Source organism: Actinomycetota bacterium (genome assembly GCA_030776725.1).
Taxonomy (GTDB): Bacteria; Actinomycetota; Nitriliruptoria; order Nitriliruptorales; family JAHWKO01; genus JAHWKW01.
On sequence record JALYHG010000252.1, the window covers coordinates 1 to 11,884 of the forward strand.

The following is an 11,884-nucleotide window of genomic DNA, read 5'->3' on the forward strand; positions in this document are numbered from 1 at the left end:
GCCGGCGGCTGCGGTCGAGGTGGCGCCTGCGGGGCGGCGGGGGCCTGGGGCTGGCTGCGGGCCGGTCCTCCCGGTGCCGGCTGGGTCGCCGGACGGCCACGGTCAGCGTTCTGCTTGGGCTCACTGCGCTGATCGGCGGATGCCCGACCGAGCGTCGTCGCGTCCGGCACCGGGTCTGCGCCTCCGCCGGCTGCATCGGCCGGGACCGCGGCGGGCGGTGGTGACAGCCGCTGGGGCGCGTCGACGCGGAGAGGATCCGTCACCTCACGGGGCGGCGTACCGCTCACCGCCGGCCGGCTCGTCGAACGCAGTCCCCGCTCCCCGAGGTGATCCACGGCGAGGTAGACCACCCCGGTCTGGGCCAGGATGATCAACACCGCGGCGAGCAGCAGAGGCAGACGGCCGGAGGGGCCGCCGCGTCGCTGGCGGTTTGAACGGCTAACGGTGTCACCTCGCAGTCGTACCGGCGTACTAGTTACAAGACCGAACTTTACCCACTCTTCGTGGTCGCGTCTACACTCAACGTTGCGAAGCACGGACGGGTCGGTCCACCTGAGCTAGTTATCGGCCGGCCGAGCGCGGTTCTACAGCGGGCGAGCACGGTCCAACGTCGCGATCGCCCAGATCGACACCAACACCCGTCCCGCGACCAGGAGGCGACCAGGGATCAGCCGCGTCGCAGGACAGCGACCACCCCGACGGCGAGCGCGGCGATCGCGATGCCGGCCGCGGGTGCCGCGAGCCTCCACCACCGCGGGTCAGACGGCGGGTGGGGGGCACGGCGGTCCCCGACTGGCCCGGTCGTGTGCACCTCGCCATCTCCCCCGGTCTTCGCGGTCCCGCCGACCACCGGGACGGTGACCTCTACCCGCACCGCCGCCCGCGCGGGGTGACGGGCCAGGGCATGGACGGTGCTCGACGTCGCGACCTGCACGTCAAGGTGGTCCCCCTCGGGAACCGTGTAGGCCACGCCGGGCAGGTCCAGTTCGAACTGCTGCGGGTCGGACGACAGATGCTCGACGCGCAACGACGCCTCCTGGTGGTGGATGACGTGACCGGCCTCGCGGTGCACGAGCTTGACGAACAGGTGCGCTACCGGCCCCTCGCCGGTCACCGTCACGGTCGCTCGTGGGACCCCGACGAGCTCGAGCGGACGTCGGTCTGCAGCCGCGACCTCGACGGTGAGCGCCGCCGGGTCGCCCGGCGGGTTGGGGGCGGCCATGGTGTGCGGTCCGGTGGTCGGTCCGCTCGGCGGGCCGTCGACGGCCGGTGCGCCCGGCTGGATCACCGTGTCGTCGCCGTCGGCGGTGACGAAGACGGCCGATGAGGGCGGGAAGTCGTCCGCGCCACGCCACACCGCCTCGTTGGTGCGGTACTCGACCGCCGGCCCCGTGTCGACGTCCCGGCCGTCGAGGTAGCGGGCGAACCAAGCCAGGATGGCGCGGTCGAGGTGTGCGCGGTCGTCGGCGTCCGGGTAGGGACATCGGACGTGGCCGCCGCAGAAGATCACGTACTTGGCCGGGGCACCCTGGGCGCGGACGTGCTGGAAGATCCCGTTGCCGTCGGTCAGGTCGAACAGGGTGTCGACGCTGCCGTTCATCACCAGCGTCGGGACGTCGATCACCCGATCCTGTCCGTACCGGGCGAGGCTGCTGTCGGCCAGGAACGTCAGCGCCTCGTCGGAGAGCTGGTTGGTGGCGACGAACTCGGCGTACGCGCGGTGCAGTTCCGGCGCCAACCCGCCCGTCTGTGGCCCCGCCGGCGGATCCAAGCCGTCCTTGCGGGCGGCTTGCACGCCCGCGGCGTACAGCATCGATCCCCAGCTGGAGTTGACGACCCCGCCTTGGTACAGCGAGTAGCGCAGGTCCGACCAGGAGACCTCGGGAGCGATCGCGTCGATGCGGTCGTCGATCGCGGCAGCCGCGGTCTGGATGGCGCCGGCGTACGACCCTCCGGTGAGCCCGACGACGGGGTCTCCGTCGGTGTCGGTGGCGATCGGGGCGTTGTCGACCGCCCAGTCGATCAGGGCGCTGACGTCTCGCCCTTCCACGTCGGGTTTGTTGAGCTGAACCTCGCCGCCGGAGTGGCCGAATCCGCGCGAGTCCCAGGTCAGCACGGCATAGCCGGCGTCGAGCAGCTGGGCGACCGTGCCGTGCGGCTCCCTGTCGGCGGTCCCTGCCCACCCGTGGGTTCGCAGCACCAGGGGCACGGGCGCAGCGCCGGTCGCGGCCAGCGGGAGGAACAGCTGCGTCCACAGCGGCGTCCCGTCGAAGGACCGCACGACCTGATCCGACCGGAGCGGAGCCTGTTCGGCCCAGGTGGGGACGCCCGTGACCGCCACGGTGGTCGTGACGGCGAGCAGCAGAGCCCGCGTGTCTCCCACGGTCCTAGCGAAGCGCCTCGCGGATCGCTCGACCGGCGTCTCGCACGCTCATCTGAACGAGCTCCGTGGGCGGCACGCCGAGGTCGCGCACCAGTTCGTCGGCGATGAAGAAGCCGACCCGCCAGCGGTCCTCGACCAACCCACCACCGAAGAAGGCCTCGACCGCGTCGGGGTCGTCGAGGCGTTCGCGGAACCGCTCACGGAGTTGATCGCGGTGCTCGCGGCACCACGGCAGCCAGTCCTCGAACCCGCCGAGCCCGTACCAGAAGTACTCGTCGTCGGGGCGGTCGGGCACCACCGTCCGCGACACGGCGATCGCCAGCCCTTCGGAGAACGCCGTCCAGGCCGGATCGTCGCCGGGGCCGGGCCCTTGGGCCAGCTGGTGCCAGGCGTGGGTGTCCTCGTGGGCCACCAGCACCCGAGCCGGGTCCCGGCCGGCGAACCACTCCAGGCAGTGGAACACCGCGACGTCGCCGTCCAGCCTGTCCACGAACGCGTTCGCGGAGAAGCTACCGACCATCAGGACGTGCAGGGGCTCGGGTGTGTCGGGCAGGTCGAGGGTGGAACGCACGGCGGGCTCGACGAGTTCGATGATGTCCGGCATGACCGCAACCGCCTTCTGCACGCGGGCCCGGAGCGCGCGGATGCGGTGGACCAACGCAGGGATCCCCTCCCGTGACCCCTGCCCGTCGAAGAACCGCTCGAAGACGTCCGGATGCAACGAGCGGTACAGCTCATCCCACAGCTGCTCGCGGGTGCGTTGCTCGACCGACAGCGCCCGACCGGCGAACCGCTGGAAGTCCGGGATGGTGTTGCGGATCTGCGCCACGTCTCCGTCTTCGGGCCGCTGACCACGGCGGGCGTTGCGAACGTACACGTGGTGGAGGTTGCGCACGAAGGCGACCGTTCCGGTGCCGACACCCGGCTCTCCGCGCCCTCGGCGGGCGGTCGTTCATGACCCGGGAGGATCGTCGAGCGGGCGCAGCTCGATGCGATCGCCGAGGTGCTCGATGTCGGCGCGTCGTCCGCTGCCCGATCCTCTGCGGGTGATGTTCAAGGCGGCCGCGGCAGCCGCGAACTTCAGTGTCGCGGGAGGGTCGAAGTCGCGGCTGAGCGCGACGGCAAGCGCTGCCGTCATCGAGTCGCCCGACCCGCGCGTATCGACGGGCTCCAGGCTCGGCGGCTCGACGGCCAGCAGCGTGTCGCCAACCAGCGCCATGGCGGGCCTGGCACCGCGCGACACGACCACCTCCTGAGCGCCGGCGTCGTGGAGCTTCTTCAGACCTTCGATCAATGCGGCCTCGTCGTCGCTGGCGGCCCACCCGCCGTCGAGCAGCTCATCCTCGCTGATCTTCAGCATCCGCAGCCCGCCTCGAAGCGCTTGGCGCAGCTGCTCGCCGGACAGATCTGCCACCACCATCACGCCGTTGGCCCCCAGGTCGGTCGCGAGCCGGCGGAAGACCGTCGCCGACACGATCTCGGGGTCTTGCGTGCCGGTCAGCACGCACACTTTCGCTCCCAGCGACGCCGTCAGCGTCGCGCTGTACAGCTCGTCGAGCTCGTGTCGAGTCAGCGGACCGCCAGGAACGTTGACGATCTCTACCCGCTCGCCGCCACGACGGTCCTGGACGTACGCGGGGTTCGAGCTGCCGGTCGAGGTCGCTCGAAGGGACATGCGTGCCTCCTCGACCAGGTGGCGCGCCACCGACCCCGTCTCTCCCCCGAACGATGCACACAGCGCCAAGGATGCCTGCAGCGTCTGGATCATCCGCGCGACCCAGAACCCTTGCCCCCCACAGTGCACGTGCAGCTCGGGCTCGCCGTTGGTGGCTTCCTCGATCGTGACGGTCAGCAGTGGCGCAGGCGCGAACACACAGATCTCGCCCGGATCCGCCTGTTGACTCATCGGTCCCTGACGTGAGCGCTGCGAGCGACGGGCATCAGGCCCCGATCGAGCATAGGGAGGCTCGTGCGACCGTCCCGGCCTGAAGGCGGGGTGCGCTGTGCGACCTCGCCGGGAAACCGACGGAGAAGTCGTCGCTTCGGGCCCTACGCGGTGGGACCCGTGGGCACCTCGCCGCGCTTGACGCGCTTGACCATCCGGCCGCGTACGGCCTGGTCCAGCTCGACCTTCCGGAGCCGCACCGACGCGGGCGTGACCTCCACCGCCTCGTCTTCACGGATGAACTCCAGGGCCTGCTCGAGCGACAGCTTGATCGGAGGAGCCAGCCGCACCAGCTCCTCCGCGGTCGATGAGCGCACGTTCGTGAGCTTCTTCTCCTTGGTGGGGTTGACGTCCATGTCCTCGGCGCGGGCGTTCTCACCCACGATCATCCCCTCGTAGACCTCGGTACCGGGATCGAGGAACAGCACGCCGCGGCCTTGGAGGTTGAGCAGCGCGTACGTCGTCGCATGACCCCGTCGATCGGCGACCAGCGACCCGTTCGGGCGGGTGCGGATCTCGCCGACCCAGGGTCCGTAGCCGTCGAAGACGTGGTGGAGGATCCCGGTGCCGCGGGTCTCGGTGAGGAACTCGGTGCGGAAACCGATCAGTCCGCGGGCCGGGACACGGAACTCCAGACGGGCCCAGCCCGTGCCGTGGTTGACCATGCTCTCCATCCGGGCCCTGCGCAGGCCGAGCAGCTGGGTGACGACCCCGACGAAGTCGTCTGGCACGTCGATGGACAGGCGCTCGAACGGTTCGTGCACCGTGCCGTCGATATCCCTGGTGACGACCCGAGGTTTGCCCACGGTCAGCTCGAAGCCCTCCCGCCGCATGGTCTCGACCAGGACGGCGAGCTGGAGCTCGCCACGGCCCTGGACCTCCCACGCGTCGGGGCGGTCGGTCGGCAGGACGCGGAGCGAGACGTTACCGACCAGCTCCTGGCCGAGGCGGCTCTGGATGAGGCGGGCCGTGAGCTTGTCGCCGTCCTGGCCTGCCAGCGGCGAGGTGTTGACGCTGATGGTCATCCCCAGGGTGGGCTCATCGACGCTGAGGGCGGGCAGCGGCCGGGGATCCTCCGCGTCGGCCAGCGTCTCGCCGATGGTGACCGCGTCGAGGCCGGCCACCGCGATCAGGTCACCGGGACCCGCCTCGGTGACCGGGACGCGATCGAGGTTCTCGGTGAGGTAGAGCTCGGTGAGCTTCATGTACTCGGTCGACCCGTCCGATCGGCACCACGCGACGGTCTGCCCCTTGCGTAGCCAGCCGTGCTGGATCCGGCACAGCGCGAGCCGACCCAGGTACGGCGACGCATCGAGGTTGGTCACCAGCGCCTGGAGCGGGTGCTCGTCGTCGTACGCGGGGGCCGGGATGCTGGTCAGGATCGTGCCGAACAGCGGTGTCAGGTCGGTCCCGGGCTGACCGGGATCCAGCGTCGCCGTGCCGGCCTTGGCGTTGGTGTAGACGATGGGGATGTCGATCTGGTCGTCGTCCGCGTCGAGGTCGATGAAGAGATCGAAGACCTCGTTGACGACCTCGTCGGGGCGGGCGTCGTCGCGGTCGATCTTGTTGACGACGAGGACGATCGGGATGCGCTGCGCCAGCGCCTTGCGCAGCACGAACCGGGTCTGGGGAAGCGGACCCTCGCTGGCGTCGACGAGCAGGAGAGCGCCATCCACCATCGCCAGTGCGCGCTCCACCTCCCCCCCGAAGTCCGCGTGGCCCGGAGTGTCGACCACGTTGATCGTGAGCCCGTCCTTCCGCACCGCGGTGTTCTTGGCGAGGATGGTGATGCCCTTCTCCCGTTCGAGGTCGTTGGAGTCCAGGACACGCTCGGCGACGTCCTGGTTCTCGCGGAACGCCCCCGACTGCCACAGCATCGCGTCCACCAGGGTGGTCTTGCCGTGATCGACGTGAGCGATGATGGCGACGTTGCGGAGGTCATCGCGGGATGCGGTGGCCACGGGGCACCTTCGAGAGAGAGGGCAGTAGAGGCGCAGCGGCCAGGCCGCGCGGCGAAACAGCGCCGGCAGACCGACGGACGGAGACGTGCCGGGCGACGAGCCGTCGCGCGCAGCGTACCGACGCGTCACCGTTGTGGCCGCGGACCTCTGAACCGACCAGTCAGACGCTGGTTCGGGCGAGGTTCGCGAACTTGGTCAGGTGGTCGAGGAACGCGAGCTTGACCACCCCGATGGGTCCGTTGCGGTGCTTGGAGATGATCAGCTCGGCGACGCCGCGGTCCGGCGAGTCGGGGTCGTAGACCTGGTCGCGGTAGATGAACCCCACCACGTCGGAGTCCTGCTCGATCGAGTTGTGGGCGACGATCCCCTCGGCCACGAAGTTGTGCGTCCCCGGGACGGTCGCGTCGAACACCTCGCGCTGGCCGACCGCCCGGACGTCGGCAACCTCATCCCAGACAACGTCGGACGACGCGATCTGGGCACCATACGCCTGCTCAGGCGCGGCTCGCGGCACGGCGAGCGGTTGACCGACGCGGATCTCGTCCAACCGCCGCCACCCGTCGACGGCGAGGAACGGGTGGTTGGCGGTGGCGTCCACCGACCGCCCGCAGCGCAGGCGCAGACGGAACACGGGTTTGCGTCCGTTGGAGAAGACGTGCGTCATCTTCCCCGCAACGAGCCTGCGGTCGCGGCCCACCGTCCACACCGGGATGTCGCGTTCCCCGGTCCTGTGCAGCTCGCCGAGCGCGACCCAACGCCCATCGGCACGGAGCACGCGTGTCTCGGAGGTCAGGCAGCCCGACTCCCGCAGATCCGACAGCTGCGGGCGCTTGTCGCCGCGGGTCTCGGGCTGGCGGGACAGCTGCGACAGCGCGATGACCGGAACGTCGAGCTCCTTGGCCAGCATCTTCAGTCCCCGGGAGATCTCCGAGACCTCCTGCTGGCGGTTCTCGACGCGGCGGTGCGACTGCATCAGCTGCAGGTAGTCGACGATCACCAGGTCGAGGCCGTGCCGTTGGGCCAGCCGGCGGCTCTTTGACCGGATCTCCATCAAGGTGATCGAGGGGGTGTCGTCGATGTACAGGGGCGCGTCGGCCAGACGCCCCATGGCGTCCGACAGCGACGCCCAGTCGGAGTCGTCGAGCCGGCCGTTGCGGATCTTGAACGAGTCGATGCGCGCCTCGGACGACAGGATCCGGTCGACGATCTCGGCCTTGCTCATCTCCAAGCTGAACAGGATCGCCGGCCGTCTCAGCTCGACCGTCACGTACTGGGCGATCCCCAGCGCCAAGCTGGACTTCCCCATCGACGGGCGCGCAGCGATGATCACCAGGTTCTGCTTCTGCAGCCCGGCGGTGAGCCGGTCGAGGTCGTTGAACCCCGTCGGCAGGCCGGTGACCTCGGAGCGGTTCTCGTAACGCTGCTCGATCCGCTCGAAGCCCTCCGACAGCAGCTCCTTCAGCGGCGAGTACTCCGAGGCCATGCGCCGTTGACCGACCTCGTAGATCAGGCGCTCGGCACGGTCGAGCGCGACGTTGACGTCATCGTGACCCTCGTAGCCGAGCTGCACCACTTGCGTGCCAGCCTCGATCAGCCGACGCAGCATCGCCTTCTCACGGACGATCCGCGCGTAGTAGACGGCGTTGGCAGCGGTGGGCACAGCCGCGACGAGATCGTGGATCGCCGACGCCCCGCCGACCTCGTCCAGCGATCCGTCGCGGCCGAGGCGATCCACCACCGTGATCGGGTCGACGACCTCTCCCCGGCTGAACAGGTCCTGGATCGCCTCGAACACGATCCGGTGCACCGACCGGTAGAAGTCGTCCGCGCGGACGATCTCGACCACCTCGGCCAGGGCGGGCCGTGACAGCAGCGCCGCGCCCAGGACCGCCACCTCAGCGTCCATGTGCTGCGGGGGCGTGCGGTCGAACGCGGCCGATGTCCTCGCCGACACGGCGCTGCCGTTCCCGGTGCGCTGATCGACCACCACCGTCCCGCCCCCTTTGTCGAGCACCGCCGCGGGCACTCCTGTCGAGCACCGCTGTCGGGCACTCCGGTGTCGAGCGCCGCTGTCGGGCACCGCTGTCGAGCACCGCCGCTGCCCTGGTTGCTGCACGCTAGGCACCGGCTGTGACACGAGGGCCCGGGGTTGGGGACGGTCCTGTGGGGAAGCGGTGGAAACGGGCGCGCACCTGGTGGGATGCGCGTGGAAGGGCTGTGGAAACGCCGATCGGAGGACGTGCGTGAGCCCGCCGGTGGCTCGCTCAGTGCCTGTCAGCGCCCGTCTTCGGCTTCCACATGTTGTGGACAGCAACGACCGGGAGTTGACCGCACGCTCGCGGACGTTGGCCGCACGGCCTGCTCGATCACTCGTCCGGTGCGGGGCGCGCGATCCCCCATCGGCGGTGGCCGGATGCCCGCTCTGGACGTCAGTCCCCGGCCGTGGCGCCGGCCGCGGCCTCGTCGGGCTCCTCGGTCTCGTCGCGCTGTTCGATCTCGGCGGCAGCCGCCAGCGCGGCCTCCTGCAGTGTGGCGGCCTCGCCGCGTTCGACCTTGCGCTGCGCGGCGACCGTCTCGAGAGTGACCTGCCCTTCGAGGTCGACGACCTCGATGGGGACCTCAGCGGCGACCTGCGGGTGGAGATGGATCTCCGCCGTGTAGTCGCCGATCTCCTTGATCGGCCGGTCGAGGTAGATGTGGCGGCGTTCGATGTCGTGGCCGCGTTGCTTGAGGATCTTCTGGACCTCCGACGCGCCGACCGACCCGTACAGGTTGCCCTTGTCGTCCACACGCATCGGGATACGGAGCGTGCGCGCTTCCAGCAGCCGTTTGAACTCCTGCGCCGCGCCGAGTGTCCTGGCCTCGTGCGCCTTCCGGGCCCGGGTGAGGTGCTCGGCCTCCCTCAGGGCGCCCTTGGTCGCCTTGATAGCCAGGCCGCGAGGGATCAGGAAGTTCCGCCCGTAGCCGTCGGCGACCTCGACGACGTCCCCAGCCAGGCCGAGGTTGTCGACCTCCTGCTTCAAGATGACCTTCACGTCAGCCTCCTGGGCTGCTCGCCAGCGACGACCGCCCACGCGGACGCCGAACCACGACGACGGCGTCCGCGTGGCGACCTGTGGTGTCTACCGCACCGCGTAGGGCATGAGCGCCATCTCGCGGGCGTTCTTCACCGCCTGAGCGAGTTGCCGCTGGTGCTGGGGGCACGCCCCCGACGAGCGGCGCGCCTTGATCTTGCCGCGCTCGTTGAGGTAGCTCTTCAGCGTCTGCAGATCCTTGTAGTCGATGTACTCGACACGCTCCCGGCAGAACTGGCACACCTTGGGCTTGGCCTGGCGATACGCCATCCGCGTCCTCCTTGATCGTTCACCGAAGCGAACCGTCGCTCAGAACGGTACGTCTTCCATCTCCGGAGCGGTGGTCGAAGCGCTCCAGTCGCCGGACTCGTCGCTGCGTGACGCCGACGGTCCGCGGGTCTTCTCGGGCCTGGCAACGGCCCAGCGCAGGCTCGGAGCGATCTCGTCCGCTTCGATCTCCGTCACCCAGCGGGTCTGGCCGTCGCGGTCTTCGTACGATCGGATCCGCAGCCGCCCGATCACGATGGCGCGGTCGCCCTTGCGCAGGCTGTTGGCGACGTTCTCGGCCAGGTCACGCCAGACGTTCGCGGTGACGAAGGTCGTCTCCTCCTGCTCGCGACCGTCACGGCCGGTCCACCGGCGGTTGGTCGCGACCCGGACGCTGCAGACCGCCACGCCTGCGCCGGTGAAGCGCAGTTCGGGGTCGTCGGTGAGGTTGCCGATGATCGTGATGATGTTGCTCTCGAACGCCATCCGTTCGCTCCTTCGCTCGTGTCGCCCCGTTGGGGCGACCGGGGCTCACACCGGCGTCCGCCGGCGCGGGTCACCGGGCTTGTGGACGCGGACTTCGGGCCGGATCGTCTTGAACCGGACCACATCGTCGTTGATCTTCAGCTGCCGCTCGAGTTCACCCACCGCGTCGGCTTCGGCCTCTAAGTCGAGGACGACGTAGTAGCCGGAACGGCGGTGGTCGATCTCGTAGGCGAACGGCCGCCTGCCCCAGTGTTCGGTTTGGATGACCTGACCGCTGGAGTCGGTGATCGTCGACTGGATGCGCTCGACCTGTTGGGCGACGGCCTCCTCGTCGAGGTCGTCGCGGAGGATGAGCATCATCTCGTAGTGGCGCACAGCGCACTCCCTTCGGGCTGACGGCCCCCACGGGCGCGGCGTGTGCCGCCGTTGGGAGCAGGGGTGCCGGAGGGCCCGTCCTCCGGGTCCCGACCGGTCGTCGGGTAGGCCCGGGGTCTGGTCGCCACAGGCGACCGGCCGGGGAAGCGGGCCCGGAACGCGCCGACCGTACCCGACGGTCACCGCCGGCTCAACCGTCCCCGACCGCCGCTGTGGACGACCGTCGGCGGGGCCGACCCGTCACGTCCAGGGCGGTCCGAACAGGATCAGGCGACCGAACGCCCCGGCGGTGAGCACCAGCAGTGCGACAGCCGCCGCGGTCAGGGCCACCTCGGGGGGGATCTCACGCCGGCTGGGCACGTCGGCGGCCAGCTCCGCGGTGACCGTCTGGGCGGCGCTAGGCGGCGAACCCGACGACTCCTGCGGGGTGCGCCCTGGCGCGACCGCTGGTGCCACGTCGACCATCCCGCCCGTCTCCGGGGGTGCCGGTGCCGTGGCGACCGCGACACGGGGCAGCCAGGCACGGCCCCGGATCCCCCCCGACTTGGATGCCGCAGCGGTTCGGGCGGGCGCCGGCGCGGGGGCCGACTCTGCACTCGACGCAGCGTCGCCGCCCTCTTGGGTGTCCGCGGGTGCTTGTGGCGCCTCCGCGGCCGAGTCGGCTCCGGGCGGCGGTGGCGGCGGCGCGACTGGCGCAGGCACCACCTCGATCGTGCCGATGAGCGGCGGGGCGATGTCGGTCTGGGACCGGTAGCGGTAGGTTCCCTCAGCGGTGAACGTGAACTGGTAGGCGTACGGCGGCATCCGGCAAGCCGACACGTCACGGGCGGGGTCGTTGGTGCAGGGGCGGTCGGAGTCGAAGGACCCGCCCACTCCCAGCGCCGTGACCGTATGTGGCGCCTGGTTGGCCGAGTGCCACACCCACCGCACCGTGTCGCCCACGTGCACGACCGTGGTCCACGCTGACCCGTTGCCGTCGGCGTCGCCGTCGCTGTAGCCGCCGTCGGCTACCACGACCTGGACGGTCCGCGCGGCCGCCGCGGGGGAGGCGGCAACGACGGTCAACGCCGAACCGAGTAGCGCCGCCGCCGAGACGAGCAGGCTCAACCGCATGGGTTGCACGCTAGCGCGGCACCCAACCGGCTGCGAGGGTCGCGGTTCGCGGGGTGCGTTCGCGCCACCCCGCGTGCCGACACGTCCGCGGGTCCCGGCCGCGTCAAGGCAACCGGAGGCACGCCGGGTGGGTCAGTGGGTCACGCGGCAGCGGACCGGCGGTCGGGGCCGAGTTCGCCGACCAGGGCCCCTGTGGCCACGACCAGTAAGGCGGCACCGAACAGGATCTCGGCCAGGATCCGATGCGCCCGGTCGATCGGGACCGACGCCAGCGGCGCGG

General features: G+C 70.4%; 11 protein-coding genes. All 11 read right to left on the reverse strand.

The genetic code is table 11. The features are described 5' to 3' along the window. Positions 1-377, reverse strand: a 377-nt coding sequence (locus M3N57_12230) for a hypothetical protein (GenBank protein MDP9023437.1), incomplete at its 3' end; no start/stop codon positions are given. A gap of 290 nt (positions 378-667) precedes the next feature. After that, positions 668-2,383, reverse strand: coding sequence for an alpha/beta fold hydrolase (locus tag M3N57_12235; GenBank protein ID MDP9023438.1), 1,716 nt, complete (start codon positions 2,381-2,383; stop codon positions 668-670). Positions 2,384-2,387: 4 nt separating this feature from the next. Then, positions 2,388-3,278, reverse strand: coding sequence for a hypothetical protein (locus M3N57_12240; GenBank protein MDP9023439.1), 891 nt, complete (start codon positions 3,276-3,278; stop codon positions 2,388-2,390). A gap of 57 nt (positions 3,279-3,335) precedes the next feature. Beyond that, positions 3,336-4,289, reverse strand: coding sequence for a PfkB family carbohydrate kinase (locus tag M3N57_12245; GenBank protein ID MDP9023440.1), 954 nt, complete (start codon positions 4,287-4,289; stop codon positions 3,336-3,338). A 143-nt stretch (positions 4,290-4,432) separates the two neighbouring features. Next, entirely contained in the window at positions 4,433-6,289 is a 1,857-nt protein-coding gene (gene typA / locus M3N57_12250) for a translational GTPase TypA (protein MDP9023441.1), read from the reverse strand. 160 nt (positions 6,290-6,449) lie between these two features. Beyond that, entirely contained in the window at positions 6,450-8,303 is a 1,854-nt protein-coding gene (dnaB, locus tag M3N57_12255) for a replicative DNA helicase (protein ID MDP9023442.1), read from the reverse strand. Between the two features lie 415 nt (positions 8,304-8,718). Continuing rightward, entirely contained in the window at positions 8,719-9,324 is a 606-nt protein-coding gene (gene rplI / locus M3N57_12260; protein ID MDP9023443.1) for a 50S ribosomal protein L9, read from the reverse strand. An 87-nt stretch (positions 9,325-9,411) separates the two neighbouring features. After that, positions 9,412-9,633, reverse strand: a complete 222-nt coding sequence (gene rpsR, locus M3N57_12265) for a 30S ribosomal protein S18 (protein MDP9023444.1) — start codon at positions 9,631-9,633, stop codon at positions 9,412-9,414. Between the two features lie 39 nt (positions 9,634-9,672). Further along, positions 9,673-10,116, reverse strand: coding sequence for a single-stranded DNA-binding protein (gene ssb / locus M3N57_12270; protein MDP9023445.1), 444 nt, complete (start codon positions 10,114-10,116; stop codon positions 9,673-9,675). 45 nt (positions 10,117-10,161) lie between these two features. Beyond that, entirely contained in the window at positions 10,162-10,491 is a 330-nt protein-coding gene (gene rpsF / locus M3N57_12275) for a 30S ribosomal protein S6 (protein ID MDP9023446.1), read from the reverse strand. Between the two features lie 240 nt (positions 10,492-10,731). Further along, entirely contained in the window at positions 10,732-11,604 is an 873-nt protein-coding gene (locus tag M3N57_12280) for a hypothetical protein (protein ID MDP9023447.1), read from the reverse strand. Positions 11,605-11,884 lie beyond the last annotated feature (280 nt).

Coding starts and splice junctions, on each gene's coding strand:
- M3N57_12245 (MDP9023440.1), bottom strand. CDS start 4,289: ATGAGTCAACAGGCGGATCCGGGCGAGATCTGTGTGTTCGCGCCTGCG.
- rpsR (MDP9023444.1), bottom strand. CDS start 9,633: ATGGCGTATCGCCAGGCCAAGCCCAAGGTGTGCCAGTTCTGCCGGGAG.
- ssb (MDP9023445.1), bottom strand. CDS start 10,116: ATGGCGTTCGAGAGCAACATCATCACGATCATCGGCAACCTCACCGAC.
- M3N57_12280 (MDP9023447.1), bottom strand. CDS start 11,604: ATGCGGTTGAGCCTGCTCGTCTCGGCGGCGGCGCTACTCGGTTCGGCG.